The organism is Spiroplasma endosymbiont of Monopis laevigella (genome assembly GCF_964019975.1).
GTDB lineage: Bacteria > Bacillota_I > Bacilli_A > Mycoplasmatales > VBWQ01 > Spiroplasma_E > Spiroplasma_E ixodetis_A.
The window spans coordinates 426,844-445,713 of record NZ_OZ026473.1 but is presented as its reverse complement, the minus strand read 5'-3'; the positions used below and the strand labels follow the sequence as shown (position 1 = coordinate 445,713).

23 protein-coding genes are annotated in these 18,870 nt (G+C 22.8%); 10 read left to right on the top strand and 13 right to left on the bottom strand.

The window, feature by feature from the left end; genetic code table 4:
• Positions 1-112: 112 nt before the first annotated feature.
• A complete protein-coding gene (locus AACK94_RS02605; RefSeq protein WP_281749630.1) occupies positions 113-1,351 on the top strand; it encodes an IS256 family transposase in 1,239 nt (412 codons plus the stop codon).
• Here AACK94_RS02605 and AACK94_RS02600 read toward each other — a convergent pair.
• From AACK94_RS02600 to AACK94_RS02540, 13 genes are all read right to left on the bottom strand, one after another.
• On the bottom strand, positions 1,348-1,863 hold the full coding sequence (locus AACK94_RS02600) for a hypothetical protein (RefSeq protein WP_338976091.1): 516 nt from the start codon (positions 1,861-1,863) through the stop codon (positions 1,348-1,350). The two genes, AACK94_RS02605 and AACK94_RS02600, sit on opposite strands and share 4 nt — an antisense overlap.
• A gap of 18 nt (positions 1,864-1,881) precedes the next feature.
• Positions 1,882-2,256, bottom strand: a complete 375-nt coding sequence (locus tag AACK94_RS02595; protein ID WP_338961095.1) for a hypothetical protein — start codon at positions 2,254-2,256, stop codon at positions 1,882-1,884.
• A gap of 15 nt (positions 2,257-2,271) precedes the next feature.
• Positions 2,272-2,460 carry a hypothetical protein gene (locus AACK94_RS02590; RefSeq protein WP_174480113.1) on the bottom strand — a complete coding sequence of 63 codons (189 nt, stop codon included), beginning with the start codon at positions 2,458-2,460 and terminating at the stop codon, positions 2,272-2,274.
• A gap of 33 nt (positions 2,461-2,493) precedes the next feature.
• Positions 2,494-2,652: a hypothetical protein gene (locus AACK94_RS02585; protein WP_281749444.1), complete on the bottom strand. Its 159-nt coding sequence runs from the start codon at positions 2,650-2,652 to the stop codon at positions 2,494-2,496.
• Between the two features lie 16 nt (positions 2,653-2,668).
• Positions 2,669-3,481: a hypothetical protein gene (locus AACK94_RS02580; protein WP_338976089.1), complete on the bottom strand. Its 813-nt coding sequence runs from the start codon at positions 3,479-3,481 to the stop codon at positions 2,669-2,671.
• A 105-nt stretch (positions 3,482-3,586) separates the two neighbouring features.
• Complete coding sequence (locus AACK94_RS02575) at positions 3,587-3,823, bottom strand: hypothetical protein (protein ID WP_338976087.1); 237 nt, start codon at positions 3,821-3,823, stop codon at positions 3,587-3,589.
• A 94-nt stretch (positions 3,824-3,917) separates the two neighbouring features.
• Positions 3,918-4,079, bottom strand: coding sequence for a hypothetical protein (locus AACK94_RS02570; protein ID WP_338976085.1), 162 nt, complete (start codon positions 4,077-4,079; stop codon positions 3,918-3,920).
• A gap of 101 nt (positions 4,080-4,180) precedes the next feature.
• Entirely contained in the window at positions 4,181-4,534 is a 354-nt protein-coding gene (locus AACK94_RS02565; RefSeq protein WP_338976083.1) for a hypothetical protein, read from the bottom strand.
• Complete coding sequence (locus AACK94_RS02560; protein WP_338976082.1) at positions 4,534-4,695, bottom strand: hypothetical protein; 162 nt, start codon at positions 4,693-4,695, stop codon at positions 4,534-4,536. Before AACK94_RS02560 ends, AACK94_RS02565 begins: the two co-directional genes overlap by 1 nt.
• Positions 4,696-4,698: 3 nt before the next feature.
• On the bottom strand, positions 4,699-4,992 hold the full coding sequence (locus AACK94_RS02555; RefSeq protein WP_338975222.1) for a hypothetical protein: 294 nt from the start codon (positions 4,990-4,992) through the stop codon (positions 4,699-4,701).
• Positions 4,946-5,419 (bottom strand): hypothetical protein, encoded by a 474-nt coding sequence (locus AACK94_RS02550; protein WP_338976080.1) that lies wholly within the window; start codon positions 5,417-5,419, stop codon positions 4,946-4,948. Before AACK94_RS02550 ends, AACK94_RS02555 begins: the two co-directional genes overlap by 47 nt.
• A gap of 8 nt (positions 5,420-5,427) precedes the next feature.
• Entirely contained in the window at positions 5,428-5,589 is a 162-nt protein-coding gene (locus AACK94_RS02545) for a hypothetical protein (RefSeq protein WP_338975224.1), read from the bottom strand.
• A gap of 547 nt (positions 5,590-6,136) precedes the next feature.
• A complete protein-coding gene (locus AACK94_RS02540) occupies positions 6,137-6,310 on the bottom strand; it encodes a hypothetical protein (protein ID WP_338976078.1) in 174 nt (57 codons plus the stop codon).
• A gap of 500 nt (positions 6,311-6,810) precedes the next feature.
• Between AACK94_RS02540 and AACK94_RS02535 the strand changes: the two genes are divergently transcribed.
• The 9 genes from AACK94_RS02535 to AACK94_RS02495 all read left to right on the top strand — a co-directional run bounded on the left by AACK94_RS02535 (position 6,811) and on the right by AACK94_RS02495 (position 18,842).
• The gene (locus tag AACK94_RS02535) at positions 6,811-7,311 is read left to right on the top strand and encodes a hypothetical protein (protein ID WP_338976077.1); all 501 of its coding nucleotides are present in this window, start codon (positions 6,811-6,813) and stop codon (positions 7,309-7,311) included.
• Positions 7,312-7,608: 297 nt separating this feature from the next.
• Complete coding sequence (locus AACK94_RS02530) at positions 7,609-11,610, top strand: hypothetical protein (protein WP_338976076.1); 4,002 nt, start codon at positions 7,609-7,611, stop codon at positions 11,608-11,610.
• A gap of 82 nt (positions 11,611-11,692) precedes the next feature.
• Positions 11,693-12,790, top strand: a complete 1,098-nt coding sequence (gene ychF, locus AACK94_RS02525) for a redox-regulated ATPase YchF (RefSeq protein ID WP_338976075.1) — start codon at positions 11,693-11,695, stop codon at positions 12,788-12,790.
• An 85-nt stretch (positions 12,791-12,875) separates the two neighbouring features.
• Positions 12,876-13,379 carry a hypothetical protein gene (locus tag AACK94_RS02520; protein WP_252319777.1) on the top strand — a complete coding sequence of 168 codons (504 nt, stop codon included), beginning with the start codon at positions 12,876-12,878 and terminating at the stop codon, positions 13,377-13,379.
• Positions 13,380-13,393: 14 nt separating this feature from the next.
• A complete protein-coding gene (locus tag AACK94_RS02515; protein WP_338976074.1) occupies positions 13,394-14,050 on the top strand; it encodes a hypothetical protein in 657 nt (218 codons plus the stop codon).
• 13 nt (positions 14,051-14,063) lie between these two features.
• Positions 14,064-14,867 carry a hypothetical protein gene (locus AACK94_RS02510; RefSeq protein WP_338976073.1) on the top strand — a complete coding sequence of 268 codons (804 nt, stop codon included), beginning with the start codon at positions 14,064-14,066 and terminating at the stop codon, positions 14,865-14,867.
• A 22-nt stretch (positions 14,868-14,889) separates the two neighbouring features.
• A complete protein-coding gene (gltX, locus tag AACK94_RS02505) occupies positions 14,890-16,335 on the top strand; it encodes a glutamate--tRNA ligase (protein ID WP_338976072.1) in 1,446 nt (481 codons plus the stop codon).
• Positions 16,336-16,525: 190 nt separating this feature from the next.
• The gene (locus AACK94_RS02500) at positions 16,526-17,719 is read left to right on the top strand and encodes an HD domain-containing protein (RefSeq protein WP_338976071.1); all 1,194 of its coding nucleotides are present in this window, start codon (positions 16,526-16,528) and stop codon (positions 17,717-17,719) included.
• A gap of 31 nt (positions 17,720-17,750) precedes the next feature.
• Complete coding sequence (locus tag AACK94_RS02495; RefSeq protein ID WP_338976070.1) at positions 17,751-18,842, top strand: hypothetical protein; 1,092 nt, start codon at positions 17,751-17,753, stop codon at positions 18,840-18,842.
• Positions 18,843-18,870 lie beyond the last annotated feature (28 nt).

The following is an 18,870-nucleotide window of genomic DNA, read 5'->3' as shown; positions in this document are numbered from 1 at the left end:
TTTACCAACTCCAAATTTGGAAATGTTTAGTAATCTGTGTAACTTACAAAAATAACTATGTTTAATTAATTCTAGTAAATATAATTAAATGACTAGAAAGAGTGAGTTACAGATGGCTAAAAAAGATAACTTTAATAATAATGATCCAATATCAAAAGCAGTAGATTTATTACTAGAAAATACTGAAGATTTAACAACAGTTTTTAAACCTGGCGGTTTATATAAAGAATTAACAAAAAGATTAGTTGAAAAAATGTTGAATTCTGAAATGCAAAATTATTTAGGATATGAAAAAAATCAACATAGTACTACTGAAAATGCTCGTAATGGTACAAGTTCAAAAAAATTAATAACTCAACAAGGTAAAATTGAAATTGATGTACCAAGAGATCGCAATAGTAATTTTACTCCTGTAATAGTTCCTAAAAGGCAAAGAAGATTTGATGGTTTTGATCAACAAGTTCTTTCCTTGTATGCAAAAGGAATGACATTATCTGACATTAGAATGCAGTTGCAAGAGTTATATCATGGTGCTGATATTAGTGAAAGTGTTATTAGTCAAATTACTGATGATGTTATTGATGATGTTAAAGCATGACAAAATCGACCATTAGAAAGTATTTATCCTATTGTTTATTTTGATTGTATAGTAGTTAAAGTACGACAAGATAAACGGATTATTAACAAATCAGTTTATATAGCATTAGGAGTTGATTTAGAAGGCAAAAAAGATGTTTTAGGATTATGAATTAGTGAAAATGAAGGTTCTAAGTTTTGATTATCTAATTTCACAGAAATGAAAAATCGTGGCTTAAATGATATTCTTATTGCTTGTAGTGATAATTTAACAGGCATGTCAGAAGCAATACAATCAGTTTATCCTAAAACAGAACATCAATTATGCATTGTTCATCAAATTAGAAATAGTTTAAAATATGTTTCATACAAACATCGAAAAGGTCTAGTTGCAGATTTAAAACCAATTTATAGTGCATGTAGTGAAGAACAAGCAATGCAAGCTTTAGAATCGTTTGAAAGTAAATGAAATAAACAATATCCTCAAATTACTAAATCTTGATATAAAAATTGAGATAATTTAATGGTTTTTATTAGTTATCCAGTAGAAATCAAAAGAGTGATTTATACTACAAATGCTATTGAATCTGTTAATAGTCAATTACGAAAAATCATCAGAAATAAAAAAGTTTTTCCTAATGATATGGCAGTTTTCAAAATATTTTACTTGGCAATTGAAAATATAACAAAAAAATGAACATTGCCTATTCAAAATTGAAATACAGCAATTGCTCATTTTATGATAAAATTTGAAGACAGAATTAATCTAAATTAGTAACTTTGTAAAACAAAGATACACAGATTATTAAAAAGCCTCTTTCAAGCATCTAACATTGATTTTAAATATCCTAATGGTGTTTTATCAGTAATGTCTATTTTAGTTGCATATTTTGCAATTACATTTGTATCATTATTTGCTAAATAATCTGCTAAGTCATTAGCAACTTCATATTGCATTGTATTTAATAAATTTTGTCCATTTTCAGCATTTAAATCAACATTAGCAATTATTTCACCCGCAACCGCTTCTTCTTTAATTTCTTTTAAAATTTTAACAGTTTCAGCATAACTAACATCTAATCCTTTGCTTTTATCATTTCATTTTAATACTTTAATTTCTGAATTTTTTGGTTTTTTAACTATAAATTCAATTTTTGTTGAATTAACCATTTCGATAGGAAAAAAACTTGCTCATGGTGAATTTGATTGTTTATAAAATTCTATAAACTCTGGTGCTTCTACTAATTTTTCGGTATTATCTAAATTTTTATTGAATTGTATTGCCATTTTTTGATTTCCTTTCTGTTATAAATTATTATTTTTTTTATAATCCAATAATGTACTTTTTATTGAATTTTGTTGATTTGTTATTATTGTTTGTTGTTTACCACCTGTATTAATTATTTCTTTAAATACTGGTTGTTCTTTAATAATTTTTTTAATAGTTTCTTCAATTTTTGAATTTTCTAAATTATTAGTTTTAAATTTTAAAAAATCATAAAATTCAGTTTTAACTTGATATTTTTTAAATATATTAATTATTTCTTTTTCTTTAATTTCTTGATTAAGTTTATTTAACTTATTTTCTGCTTCATTAACTTTATTTTCTATTTCTTGTTGAGCATTATTTTCAGTTAAAGGTTCAGTTGTTTGTTGAACATTATCTTCATTTTCTAACATTTACATCACCCTTTATTATTTATTTTCTTTATTAATTTTTTCATTTAATTTTGCTAATTTTTTTTGATGTTTTATAATTTTGTTATTTGCTCTAACATGTTTTGGAGTTGTGATAAATCTTTTTAATAAAACAATAATTTCTCTGCAAATTAATGTTCCAACACTTGTTCCAATAATTATTAATTCATGTAAAAATTCTTTCATCTGAATATTTTCATTTCAATTGTTTATTTTTAATTATTCATCAAATTGACCACCATTAATTCTTTCAATCATTGATTGTGAATTACTTATAATTTCTACTAATACAGATATTTCTTTATTGAATTCTTCTATTCTTTCTTTATATGTTTTTATTTCCTGATTATAATATTCAATTATTTTTTCTTTATTCATAAATTATTCACCTCCTTTATAAACTCATGTGATTATAATCTCAATTTAATGAAGCATTATCATTATTTAATGGTACTTCGCTCATATTATCACTACCATATTGACTAGTTGTTTCACTATTAATAGTAAATCTATTATCATTAATTAATCTTGTAGTTTCATCATTAAATGATGTTTCTTGCATTTCTTGATTATGATGTGTTGTTTCCATAGGTAGTAAATTATTGATTATTTCACTTGCACGAGCAATAATAGTAGGTACTGCATAAGCATTATTAAAATCATTATTAATTCCCATTGCAACACCACTTGATATTAAACATCCACCAGTAGCCATATTACAAATCTTTCTTATCGCTTCAAATTTATTAGGTATTAACTCAGTTGATCCACTAATAAGATTTGAAATACCATAAGCATTTAATGAAATATAAGTATCTCAATCCATTAATGACTGATGTTCTTGTTTATTTAATAATAATCATGGAGGACCCTCAGTTGTAGTTGTAGTAGTTATTGGCATTGGTGTTGTTGGAATAATAGGATTAATATTATTTTCTGTTCATTTACTATAATTTGCTAAACCAATTGTTCCTAAACCTAATAAGATTTTTTTAGAACTATTAATTAATTTAGTTTTAGTATTTGGTCTTTGATTTAAATTTCATATATCTAAACCTAATTTTTTACCAAATAATAAACTATTAATTGAACCTAATACTGGATTACTTATTATTTGACCATAATAAGCACTTGTACCAATCATTGCACTTAAAGGACTTATTGAAGAGCGTATTATTTTTGTTAATGTATAATTATTTGTTTCCATTTCTATTCTCCTTTATTTGCTTTTAACATTTCTCTTACAATATCTAATAAAGTATTTACTTGATAATCATATAATTCAAATTCATGAATTCTAATTTTAATTTTTTTAATTTTCTAATTTTTTAATGGTTACTTTAATTCAACCTTGATAAACATCATTATCACCAACTATTAATGCAACATTACTTTCTGGGTCAGAAACAATTATGTGTTTTGATTTAACATTTGGGTATTGTCTTAAAATAATTGCTCTAATATCATTACTGGTATGAATTGATTTTGGAAATGGTGACAATATTTCAATTTCATCTTTATTTTCAAACAAAGTAGGTAATATTATCATTAATGTTCATCTCCTTGATTACAATATTTTTCACAACAGTTATCACAATATCCTTTATCACATTTTATTGCTTCATCTTCATAACAAAAACACATTAGTCAAATTCTCCTTGTTCAATTTTAATTAATAGATTTTTTAAACATATTTTTTCTCATATATAAAATTCTATTTGTTTAAAATATTTAACATTAGATATTTCATTTGTAAGTCATGTTATTCGTTCTTCTAAATCTTTAATTAATTTTTCTTTATTCATAATTTAACCTTTCTTTCCTAACTCTTTTATTTTGTTTTTGTTTACATAAGTTATTACATTTATGAGCAAAAACTCTACCATAACCACATTTATTATTCTTTTTAATTTTTATTATCATTATAAAATTCATTACTTTCTAAATATTCTAATATATTTGCATAAGTATCTGCTTTTGATTGAAATCATTTTTCTTCAACTTGATTAAAATTATTATAAAATTCAGATAAAAAAGATACTAATTTTTCTTTATTAATACAATTTTTATGTCTTGATTTATTAATTTCATCAACTTTAATTCTATGTTCTTTACAATATGCTCTACAATATTCATCAAATTGCTCTTCTGTCATATTTTCACATTGTCTTTGTCTTTGTTCATTTTTAATTTCATCATAATGTGGTTCATGAATAAATTTTTCAAATGTTATTGTTTCAGTTCATGTACATCTATTCATTATTTATTCTCCTTATTTTCAATTTGATTAGCAATTTCACTTAATATTTTTAATACTTTATATTCATTTTTTAATTCTTTACTAATAAATATTAAAAATATTATTAGTGTTATGCTTGTTATTAATATTGGTACTATTAATAAAATTTTTCATAATATCATTTTTTACTCTTTTCATTTTTTAAATCATTTAACATTTATTGAACAAAATGCACGATTTTTAGGAATATTTAAAGTGTTAAAAATTTGACCAGTTACAATAATTTCATCGTTTTTGTTTAATAAAATACAGCGTCTATAAAATTTTGGGTTGTTAAAAATTAAAGTAACATAGTTTAATCCATTTCATTGACCTCGAACACTATAATATAATTCTTTATTACCTTTTTCGTAATATTTTGTTTCAATAGTGTTACTCAGTTTTACTGTTAATTTGACATAATTGGCTTTCTCTTTCATTTTTATAATTCCTTAAATAATATTTAATATGCTTATATGCATCTTGTTCATGTTTTGTTAATTTTATATTTACTTTATAATTTTCTATTTTGTTTTTATTTTTTGGTTCACTTTCTAAATAATCTCAATTCATAACATCTTCTGCTAATACTATTAAAGCACCAATAATTTTAGGAGTTGCTAATGGATTTGTTAATAATTGTTTTGAATTTAAAAAGAAATTTTCTACAATAACTAATATTTTTTTATTATCAAAATGTTTTTTAATTAATAAAAAGTATTCTTTAAATAGATTTTTGCTTTTTAAAACTGTTTTAGTTTTAAATGTTTCATTAAAAACAATATTATTAGTTTCATTTGAGTATATAATAATTCCATTACTACCAATACCAACAGGGTCAATTCCAATAATTAAGTCATATTGCATTAATCAAATTAACCTCTAACAATTGTTTTAATAATTTCTAAATCACAATTACTTCAGCAATATTTACATTCTTCGATAAACTCTTTATGTCCACAAACTAAATTATTTTTTTGTAAACTATCAATTTGTTTGATTAATCCTACTTTATATTCAATAATCTTTTTTTCCATTATGTAAATCATCCCTTTTCAATTATTTTTGCTGTTTGTTTAAGGTATTTAGGTATTTTGTTATAACAACTGTCACATATTAAATAAGGTATTGGTCAATTTTTATATTTAATAGTTTTAGTAGAATTATTAATACATTCTTTTCAAACTTTATCCATACAAACTCTTAATTCACATTTTTTATTTTTATTATTCATAGTTTTTTTCTTTATAAATAAAATATCTTTTCATTATGAGTTGAAATATGTTTATAAGAAGTGACTATATAATTAATTGACAAATCATTATGGTTATATGGATTATTTAGTTTAAAACCTTTTCTGTTTTCTTCTCATGTAACATTATATTTAAAACAAGGATTAGTAATCTTTGTTTTACTATCAGTTATTTCACCAATAAATCAACTATTATGCTGTTCATAAAATGTTAATGGTTCAAGTTTTATATCATTAAGATAATATTCTTTGGGTGTTTCTGGTTTATTAACAGTTATTTTCTGTTCAGAAATATATGGTTCTAATAATTTTGTTAATTCATCACCATTTAATTATCTTTTAATATTTTCAGAATTAAAAACCCAATATGTGTAATTGTTATCAACAATAAAAGAATTATTTTTAATCATTCATTTTGGAAGTGATAATTTATATTCAACATAATCAATAAGAATAGATTGTGGTTTATCTTTAACAATTTGTTCTTTTTTAAATTCTATTTGCATAATAATCCTTTCCTAATATGTCCTGTTGCTTCTAGCATAAAGGACATATATTTTGATTTTTAAATTATTAATAATACTATTATTAGTTTTATTCATTCCAGAAATTCTGGGCTCAAAAATAAAAAATAAAATCAACACTTGCTCACTTGGTAGTGGCAATGTTGGTTAAATAAAGAATAATAGTATGTTCCCCCACGGGTCTATATATACTAGTTTCCAATTCGCTCCCACCCCAAGAATTACCATTAAATGGTTAGTATAATTTATTAGGTATCACTCCACTTTTTATTTATTCATGCAAGTCCACATGTTCTAGCTACTATTTTTAACAACTGTGTTGTAGTTCACTTTTTTAGTTCCCTAACACGTGTTGATAATAGCGTTAAAGACGGTTATTAAAAATTTTAAAATTTTACAATTACAAAAAAAGACAAGATTTTTATTCTCGTCTTTTGTCATTTATTTTTAATTTAATGGTTAAAAAAATTAGGAAGTTATTTTTGAAAATTACTAGTTACCGACATCTTCGACACGCTCCCAAAAAGTTTAATATTTCTGAGGAAGATGCAGTAATTTTAACTAAATTATTTAATCAAAAAATTAATAATTGATTAGAAAAAGAACAAATTTCTGAAGACAATGTATTGGATTTAACTGATTTGTTTAATGAAAAAATGAATATAAATGATGAAACTACTAAAGTTATTGAAATTGCTAAGTTACTTAAAAAGGCAGAAGATTTAAATAGGATACATGAAATATTAGATGAACTTCCTCCACGTTATTTTTCTGTTGATAACTGAGAAGATACTGATGAAGAAGATATTGAAAATGAAAGTAAAATAATGATTGCAGAAAATAGCAGTTTAAATAAAGAAGAAACTGTATCTATTTCTAATAGTCAAAAAGCATTTTCTAAACAAGATATTATCGATAGTGGTATATGCTTAGATGATAGTTTATCTACTTCTGAATTAGTGAGATCATTTACTGTTATTTAATTGTAATAGTATTAATATAAATAAATTAAAAAAAATAATTATACTAAAATTAGTAATTAAATTAAATATTAAAGATATTGAAATAGTTTTTAATTGTATTTTTTTTAAAAATATGTATAATCCTAAATATTAAAAGTTAATTTCTTTTAATATTATTTAATTTTAAAAAGTTATAACATACCACCTTGATTTTCAAATCAAGTTGGTATTTTTTGTTTTAAATATTTGAAATAACAATAATGAAATTATTATATTAATATTAAATTTAATAAAAAACAAAAAATAGGGAGGAAAATAATGCCAAACACATTTAATTTTAACAACATAACAAAAGGTCAACAATTAAAATTTTTTTTTAATAATAATAAAACATTAATTTTTAAGACAGAGAATGCTTCGCAAGGTACAAGATTTGTCGTATTTGGTGAAACATTGGAAGGAGAAAAAGTATTAATTCCTGCTTTTACTGCCGCAGAATTGGATACTAAATATAGTTATGTTGATGATAAATCACAACGGACTAACAATTTTATCGATTGAAAAAGTGAAACTAGATTTGGAAGAGTCATTTCTCGTTTTCTAGATGTAGAAGAAATTTATTTATTAAATGCTAAAGGTCAGTTAAGAAAATATAATGATACTTTTCATGATACTGTTTGTTTTCAAAGAAGTAATTTTTATGTGTCTAATGAAACCACTTACAATTTTGAAGATTTAAATTTGTTTTCTTTAAAAAAGAAAGTTTCCAATATTTTATTAGAACATAATAGAGGAACATTACCAATGACCGAAAATGTTTCTCTTATTAAACAAGCAGCAGAAAAAATTGGCGTTTCTTCAACAGCGAGTTCTGTTAAATTATTAACAATGGTAGGAAAATTAAAGTTATTTATACAAAAAATTAATCAATTGCATGAAGTAATAAACGTTTCTGCTTATTCGCAAGAGACAAATATTAATGTTGATGATATCACCTCATTAATTTCCCAAACAGAATTATTAAATAATTTAAATAATAAAACTGGCTCAATTTTTACTAAAGAAGAGTTAGCAAAATTTAAAATTAAATTAGAAGATGTTAAAATTGGTGACCAAACAAATATTTTTGACATAAAATTAAATTTTATGTATAAAATTGATGATAATAATTGAAGTAAATCTTTTACTTCTGCTACATTCCAAATTGAAACGAAATGAATAACAAAGTTAGAATTATTAGTAAACATTTATGATGGTGTATTTTCAATGCATTTTATTTTAAAACTGTTAAATTTAGAATCAGAAAAAACAACAAATGGTTTTAAGATGTTAGATCAAGAAATTGCAAAATTAGATCAAGAAATTGTAAGTTTTGTTAATTTAATTGCTGAAGATAACAAAGCGGTTGCTGATCTAGTCAATTTACAAAAAAAATGTAGAAAAAAAAATGCTTTTTTAAAAACAGAAAATAAATTAAAAAATGCAATTGCAGAAATGCAAAAAATTTTACATAAAAATGAAAAGATTAAACAAGAACGATTAAATTATTTGCTAACAAGGATAAAATTGGTTAATAATGTTCAAATGCTAAGTTATTTACAGAAAAGGTTATTGACAAAAAGTAAAGAATATTTAATAATAAGTAATGTTTTTAATGAGGTGCATAATTTATCTTTATATAATAGAGAAGCTGTTAAAGGATATATTATTAGAAGCACTAAAAATAATAATTTATTAGCTACTGATTTTGATTATAAAATTGATAATTTATTTAATGAAAATTTTCCTGGATTTGTTGAAATTCATAAAAATTTACCTCTTGAACTTCAACATAAACCAGAAGCTGTTATTGGAAGTTTATTACAATTTTTAGAAGAACTTAAAAAAATAGAAAAAAATAAACTTTTAGCAAAGACAAGTCCTATTTATACATCAAAAAGGATGGGAGAATCTTATTTTTCGTTATTATCATATGCAAATTATGAAGGAATTTTTTCTGAAACCATAAACAATATTAAAGATATCAAATTAAAAATATTAAACTCTAAAAACAATGAAGAAATTAGAAAATATCAACAACAGTTAGAAGAAATATCTATTAAATTTTGAGAATCACAAAAAGATTTTACTAAGTTAGTTAATGAGTTAATGAATGTTTATTTTCCTAATGAGAAGCAAGAAATTTGGCTTAAGTTTGCGTTAGAAGAACATTTTTTATCAGAAAATCAAATATTAAAAAATAATGTTATTAAAAATTATAAAGACAAAGCAGAAGAAAAATTTACTAAGATAAGTAGTGTATTAAAAATAAATCAGCAATTAGTACAAGGTTTTCAAGAAGAATTATCTGATACATTCAAAGTCTCAAGACAAAGAATTAAACAAAAATTAAATCAACAAAGATTGGCAACTGGTAATTGAAAAGTTGATGATATTATTTCAATTAATAGTATAATCGATATTACTGGTATTAATGAAAAACAAGCAGTTTCATTTAAAGTTTTAACAAAAAATAAAGATGATTTTACTGTTATTATTCAATATTTAAATTCAAAAAAACAATTAGAATATAAAATAAGAGACATTACGATTAATAATTGTGGGACATTCAATTTTACTTTAAATAAAGAAGAAGTTACATTTCCAAATTGACAAGAAATTTTGAAGTTACAATCGTTAATAAATGATTATATAATTTGAAAAGATAAAGAATTAGTAGAACATGTAGAATTGTTATCGAACAAACTTAAAAAAATTAGTAATTCAGTTTTAAGTTTTGTTAAAGTTAATAATCAAAATTTTTTCAATAATTGAGAATGAGAAATTAATTTGCAAAAAATTAAAGAAAAATTATTAGTAACTATTGAACAAGAAATAGAAGAATATAAACAATTAATTGAAAAAGGTCAAATGCAATATGAAAAAAATTTAAAAATTAGTCAAGAATTAAAAGAAAATCTTACTAATGGTAATTTAAATTTTGTCTTTAGTGAAAACAGTAAAGAAAATATTAAAAATTTAAATCAAAATAAAAACAACACCAATGTAACATTTGATATTTTTTATTATAATAAAAAATATTTTTTAGGTAGTTATAAAACTGAAACATCTGCCATTAATTTTAAAATTCTTAGAGATAGTTTAATTGCAAAAAACAGGCTACTAGAAATAAAAGAAAAAGTTGCCGCCATAAGAAAATCAGTTTTAATAGTTGATAGTAAAATAAGAACGGCAGTTAATGATTTAACTAAGTTACATGATAGCATTATTGAACTTTTACAAATTAAGAAACAGGAATGAGAAACGTTAACTAATCATACAATTGTAAATGTTCAACTACAAAATCAAAAGATATTAGCACAATTAAAGTTAGATATCGAACAACTTGTTAAAAAAATCAGTTTTATTAAAAATAAAATTTCTGAATTAAGTAACCAAAAAATAGCAAATTCATGATTTTATAATGACTATCTAACTTTTATCAGATATTATGAGAAAGCGAATGAAGTTGCACCTTGAAGTATTGAAAAATATTTATGTTGAGATAAAAACTATAATATTATTAAAAACAATTTAAAAATATATACTGGTTATGATGATTTTGATGATTATAAAACAATATTTTTAAGTAAACTTTACAATATTAAAACTATTGATATTGAACACTGTCAAAAATCTTTAGTAGAAATATCAAAAACAAAATTTAAAAAACTTAGTTGATGACAAAAAATAATAAATAAATTATCGTGAACATGAAAAAAAACAAAAAGAAATATCAAAGTGATTAAAGAAAATAATATAAAAAATTTTGGAACTTTAATTGCAAATTTAAATGAAAATAAAACATCAATAGATAAAATAAGCGTACCTTATCAAAGACAAAGTATACCAGAACTATTACCAACATCTGAGCCTTGAGATGAATGAATAATTGAAAAAAAACCTAAATTATCACGTTCAAATAGTACTGATAGTGCGATAAGTTCACTTTCTTCTGAATTTGAAGAAAATGATTATTCTATTATTGATATCGATAAAATATTAAGAGAACTTAATAGTTATAGTTTTCCACAGTATAGTGATTTAGAAAGCAGTACTGAATCATCTCGTCAAGAATTTAATCATTGTCTTACTAGAACAGCATCTAGTGATAGTGGCATTTGTTCTGGTCAGATTACTCCTAAACCAGTTAGTACAAATCCTTTTGATGATGAAAGCGATGATGAAGAACTTGCTGGTAATACTATTAATGAATCTAATAATTTAGTAAATACTCTACCATTACCATCCAAATCAACTCCAAAATTAAATTTTTCTTAATTGATAATTAATTTTATATTTTTCTTTATAATTTATATGATACGATGTAATCATATAAGTAAAAGAAACAGGTGTATATTATATGTTAACTGTTGGTATCGTTGGTTTACCTAATGTAGGTAAATCAACATTATTTAAAGCCATAACCAATTCACAAGTATTAATTGAAAATTATCCTTTCGCTACTATAAAACCAAATATTGGTAGCGTTCCAGTCAATGATTCAAGAATTTTAAATTTAATAAAAATTTTTAATCCACAAAAAGTTGTACCAACAATTTTAGAATTACATGATATTGCTGGACTTGTCAAAGGCGCTAGTAAAGGTGAAGGATTAGGTAATCAATTTCTTGCCAATATTAGAACGGTTGATGCAATATGCGAAGTTATTCGTTGTTTTGATGATATTAATGTTACTCATGTTGAAAATAAAATTGATCCAATTAATGATTTTGAAATTATTGAATTGGAATTAATGTTAGCTGATCAAGAAGTAATAAGTAAACGAAAAGAAAAAGTTCGTAAAAAATCGCAAATAACTAGAGATAAACAAGGTATTGCTGAGGTAGCTTTATTAGAAAAAATTAATAATGAATTAAACAATGGTATTGCTATTCGCAATCAAAAGTTAAGTTCAGAAGAATTACTAATGATTAAACCTTATAATTTTTTAACTGCTAAACCAATAATTGTTATTGCTAATATTAATGAAAAAGATTTAATAACTAAAACTAATAAATATGTTGAACAATTACAACAATATATGAGCAAAAAAAATATTACTGTAATTGTTGTTTGTGCTAAGACAGAATGTGAACTTTCTGAATTAGAAGCAGAAGAAAAAAAAGAAATGTTTAAAGAGTTAAATATTTTTGAATCAGGAATTGATCAAATTGTATTAGCAACTTATAAACTATTAAATTTAGGTACTTATTTTACTGTTGGACCCAAAGAAGTTCATGCTTGAACTTTTATTAAAGGAATGAAAGCACCAGAGTGTGCTGGTATCATTCATACAGATTTCATGAAAGGTTTTATTAGACTTAAAGTTTATAATTATCAAGATATAGAATTATTGGGTAGTGAAAAAAATGTTCAGGAAAAGGGAAAAATGAGAGTTGAAGGTAAAAATTATATAGTTGAAGATGGTGATATTTGTCATTTCCTTTTTAATGTTTAGTTTTAAGATAATATTAATTATAAAAAGGTTATAGTTTTGCTATAATTAATTTGAAAATATACTAGCAAGAAAGGAAAAAATTATTATGTTAAAAAGTAATTTACAAAATCCTGATTCTGACATTCAAGAAAACAATTATGTTCCAAATAAAAAAACTAAAAAGTTTGATGTTCTTAATAAAATAAAAGTTTCAAGAGCTTTACTTTTTTGATCACCAATTGTGCAAATTATTGGTAGTATTGCTTTTTTAATACTATTAATAGTTAATGCATTTGTTGGGCAAAAAATGGGGTTTGAATTTAGTAAACTACAATTAGCTTTATCATTATCATATGTTGGAATTGCAATTTTAGTCAGTATTATTTGTTTTATGATACCAGCAAAGAAACTTAAAAAGAAATCTTCATTTAGAATTACTGCTATTTCAACATTAATATTATCAACATTAATGTTAAGCGGTAGTCTAGTTTTTTGATCAATACCAGTATTATTATTTTTTTCATTAATCTCATTAATTGTATGAATATGTGAAGTAATAGCAGCGATTATTTTAATTTTAGTAGTTGAAGAATTACCTAATGAAAAATAAAGTAGGTGAAAATAATGAAAATTAAAGATTTAGATAATCTTAAAAACAAAGAAACATGTTTTATTCCATATGAACAAAAAACTAAAAATGCATATTTTGTTTATTTGACAATATCAATAGTTCTTTTTTTATCAGTTTTTATTTTTTCATTATTTGCTGCTATTAATGTATCAAAATATAAATTATATAATGTACTTACTGATTTTAATTATCCTATTTTGAATTTATTTTATGCACCAATTGTTTGTTTAATTGCAATTACTGTAAGTATGATTTTATTAATATTTGCTCCTAGAGTAAGTATTGTCTCTTCAAAGTATAGCAGTAGAATGTTTTATACTGCTTTTTGATTATTAATTCTTAGTGTAATGTTAAGTTCAGAAGTACAATTAACTTATATTTCACAATCTGGAATATTATATAATGAAAATTATCATTGAATTAATCCAATTATTGCAAGAATATTTATTATTTTTAGTCTTTTTTTAATTTTGATTACACAACTATTTTTTTGAATTATGCGTAGAAAGTTTACATTTATGAACTCAGATTATGAAATTTATACTACTAGAAGTATGGAAAAAAAACAAAGACGAATTAGAAAACAAGAATTAAAAAAAATTAAAAAACAAGAAAAGGGATTTAGTAAAAAAAATTTGAATATTAAATAAGGGGGACAGATTTATGAGAATTCGTAATTGGTGGTTTATTAGTTTTTATTTATTATTAAGCACATTTATTATTTATGAATTATTTTTTTTAATTGCTTTGTCAAAAAATACAGTTTTAAAAGATTTATATTATTATGGTTTTCAAATTGCAGAACCTTCACCAAGTTTTAATCCTTCAAGTTATACTGCAGTTTATTATTTACCAGTAATAGGTTTGATTGTAAGTAGTTTTGGGTTGATAAGTTGTATTTTTACGGCAAGAGTTTTTCTCGAAAAATCTCCTCGTTTTAAATTTGTATTTTTAGTTGTAAACTTTATAATTTTTGTTGTTGGATTTTTAATAAGTTTTTCTGGTCAATTGCTTTATTGTGAATGAAGTAATGATAGTGCACAAATAATACCTAATAGGGGTGGAACAATTGAAACACCAAGTTTTTATTATCGAAATTGAGTTTCTTCAACAATTGTTTGATCAATTTTTGGTTTTTATTTTGCATTACTTGTTGCAGCAGTTATTTTATTACTTAAATTAAATTTAATTAATGTTCAAACATATCACTTTTATCGTCAACGTATTGAACAAGCAATTGAATTTGAACCAGAATTAAAACAACCATTACCAAGTTCTAATGAATTTGATCCAAATGATACACAAACTATTACAATTTTTCTTGATGAAGAAGTAAATGAAAAATTACAATCTAAAACTAATCGTAAAAAAATAATGAAATCCTCTAAAAATAATAAAAAAAAATTAAATTCTAAAAAAAAGACTAATAAAGTAGAAAAAAAAGTTAGTAAGATTAAAAAATCTTAAATTTAATAAAGATGGTGAAAATATGAAAATTCGTGTACGATATGCACCTAGTCCTACTGGGTATTTACATATTGGTGGTGCTAGAACAGCATTATTTAATTATTTATTTGCAAAAAATAACAAAGGAGATTTTATAGTTAGAATTGAAGATACTGATTTAGAACGCAATATTGAAGATGGAATTAGTTCACAATTAGATAATTTACGTTGAATGGGAATAATTCCTGATGAAACTATTGATTTACCAGGTAAATATGGTCCTTATAAACAAACTGAACGTTTAAATATATATATTCAACATGCATTAATACTAATAAAAGAAAAAAAAGCATATTATTGTTTTTGTACACCTCAATATCTAGAAGAAATGCGTAAGAAACAAGCAGATAAAAATATTTTAGCTTTCCAGTATGATGGAACATGTTCAAAATTAGAGCAGTCTGTAATTGAAGAAAATTTACAAAATAAAATTTCATATGCTATTAGAGTTAAAATTCCCACTAATAAAAGTTATAAAATTAAAGATTTAGTTCGTGGTAATGTTGAATTTAATTCAGTAGATTTAGGAGATTACATTATTATTAAATCAAATGGAGTGGCCACTTATAATTTTGCTGTTGTTATTGATGATCATTTAATGGAAATAAGTCATGTTTTTCGTGGTGAAGAACATTTGTCAAATATACCAAAACAATTAGTTATTTATGAGTATTTTAATTGGAAAATGCCAATTTTTGCCCACTTAACATTAATTGTTAATAATAAACGTAAAAAATTATCAAAACGTGATGGTAGCATTATCCAATTTATTCATCAATATCGTAAAGAAGGATATTTACCAGAAGCAATTTTTAATTTTATTGCTTTATTAGGATGAAGTTCGCATGAAGAAAAAGAAATTTATACTAAAGAACAATTAATTAAATTATTTACCCCAAAATATTTAAGTAAAGCACCAAGCATGTTTGATCCAGAAAAATTAGTGTGAATGAATAATTATTATATTAAAAGATTAAATGTTGAACAATACTTAGCTTTAGTAACACCTTTTATTAAAGAAAAATATAATTGAAATAGCAAAACTATTGAATGATGAAAAGAAGTATTATTAATTTATCAATCACAGTTAGAATATGGTAGTCAAATTAATGAATTGGTAAGTTTATTTTTTAAAAATAATTTTAAGGTAGATATAGAAGCAAAGACTTTTTTGAATGATAATGAATGTAACTTAGTTTGTACAACATTTATTAAAAAGATTATTGATTGTAAAAATTGAACTAGTGATAATATTAAAAACATTATTAATGAAGTTAAAAAAGAAACTAATGTTAACGGCAAATTATTATTTATGCCAATTAGAATTATTACGACAGGACAAATGCATGGACCTGATTTAGTTAGCACCATTAAACTATTAGGTTATGATACCATTATTAATAATGTGAAATTAAATTTTAAATATTAAAGAAAAATAATTATTATTACTTATATAGAAAATATAATATTTACTTTTGTTATAAATAAAAATTATAAAATTGTTCTTTTTACTCAAAATAATTATTAAAATAGAAGAAAAATTTTATATTATGTTACTATTAAAATAAAAAATTAATAATACCTAAAATTTATAAGATATTAATGAGAGGTTAAAATTTATGTCAAGCAATAATTATAAAGTAACTTTTATTCGTGACGCTATACACAAAAATATTAATATCAGCGAACCCGTTATTCAGGCGTTAATATCTTGTAAAGAATTTCAAAGATTAAGATGAATTAATCAACTTGGTGGTGTCCAAATTGCTTTTCCTAATGCAACTCATACTAGATATGTTCATAGTATCGGTGTTTATAATATATTAAATCGTGTTCTTAGTGAAGTTGAAGGTTCTTCTTTATTAACTAAAGAGGAAAAAATAAACATTAAAATTGCTGGTTTATTACATGATTTAGGACACGGTCCTTTTTCACACACTTTTGAAAAAATCATAAACCTTAATGTTAATAAAAAAGAAAATTTTACTCATGAAGATTATACTTGTGCTATTATTAATGATAATAATACTGAAATTAACATGATTTTAAAACAATTTAATATTAATATTAATGCTATTATTGGTATCCTTAAGAAGGATTATAAAAATTATCCTAAATATCAAATTCAATTGGTATCATCGCAATTAGATTGTGATCGTATTGATTATTTAATGCGTGATGGATATTTTACAGGAGTTGGTTATGGAAGTATTGATATTGATTGAATTATTACAAATATGATAATTGATATTAAAGAGGGTTTAGTTTTTTCATACAAGGCAATTTCTGCTATTGAAAATTATTTAATCACAAGGTTCCATATGTATTCTCAAGTTTATTATCATAAAAGTGGAATTCTTTTTGATCTTAATTTACAAAAATTATTTTCAAGAATAACTGAATTATATTTTGATAAAACTTATTCATTTAAAGTCAATATTCATGATTTTATTGCTATTTTTGAGGGAAAAAGCGTTGAAATACAAACATATTTAAATTGAACAGATGCTACTTTAATTAAGTTAATGCAAGATATTATTAATTTTGAAAACGATAATGAGTTAGTAAAAATATCAAAAGTAATTTTATTTTGTTTTAACTGAGAAAATGAATTGTTGTTATTAACAAGTCAAAATAACACTAATGTTATTGGGGTTAAACAAGATTTAAAAAATGTACTTTATTATTTTAAAAAAGATCCAATTATTATTAAAACAAAAAACGAAGAGTATATTACTTTAGAAAAAATCTCACAAATTTTGCAAGATCCAATTAAAGCACCAAATACAATTTATTTTTTAAAAAAGAAATAGAAATTTAAAACTGTTATAAAATGAGGTAATTATGAAAATTTTAAAATCAATTAATAAAGTTTTTGAGTATCCAAATATTTTAGATTTAACGCCAGGAGATTTTTACTTAAATTCACATGAGTATCACTTAGCAACGCAAGAAGTAATAGTGATATTGGGCGTATTAATTAATAAAGAAAAAATTGAAAATGCTATTAAAACTTTAAATTTTACTTGAATAAATTTTAAAGAAAAAGTAATAGTTTATTTTTCTATTTTTGCCTACCTTATAATAGGTAATGAATATAATGATTTAAAATCAGTTAAAATAAATCAAATTAAATTTAAAGATAATACGTTAAAAATTAAATTTAAAGAAACATTACTTACAATGATTAATAAGTTTCCAAGAACTTTGCATTTAACTAATGTTTTGGGTAATGATAATGATCGCGCTAATATGTATGCAGTTAACGCTATTTTAAATATTAAAAAAGGGATTGGATATGATAATTTTCATATTACTCTTTTTTCAGTATATCAATCGTTAGAATTAAAACTAAAGCATTGTTTAAGAAAATATATTCAAGTTGAACCTTCAGCTAGTAAGAAAAAATTTAATTTTCATAATTTAATACGATTGATTAAATTAATTAGTACTACAAGAGTTGAAAGTGAGGAAATGAGTAAAATATTATTAAATTTAAGAGAACGTTTGCGTTATTTTGAACAAATTAATCCTGGTGGTCAAGCAGCAAGATATGAAGCTGAGATAAATCATAATTATTTTCATAATTTAAATTCGTATATAATTAATGAACAAGAATTACTAAGTAATTTTGTCAAGGCTTTAAGTTTATTACAAGAATTATATTTAAAATTAATAGAATTATATAAAGATGATAATACTAAAGTTAAAATGCAAAAAAAAATTGATTTAGAATTAGTTAAAGTTTTAGGAATTAAGATCGAAGATGATCCAAAAAAAATTAATGATAAATTAAGAAATGTACTGGATAATCAAATTTTTGGTAACTATCAAGAATTAATTGATTTAAATTACAATGATGTTGCTATTTTGGAATTTTTAATCAGAATTGGATTTATACAGTATGTTAATGATACAATTGAGCAACTTTTATAAAAAAGTATTTATTTTTATTTTTTTATAT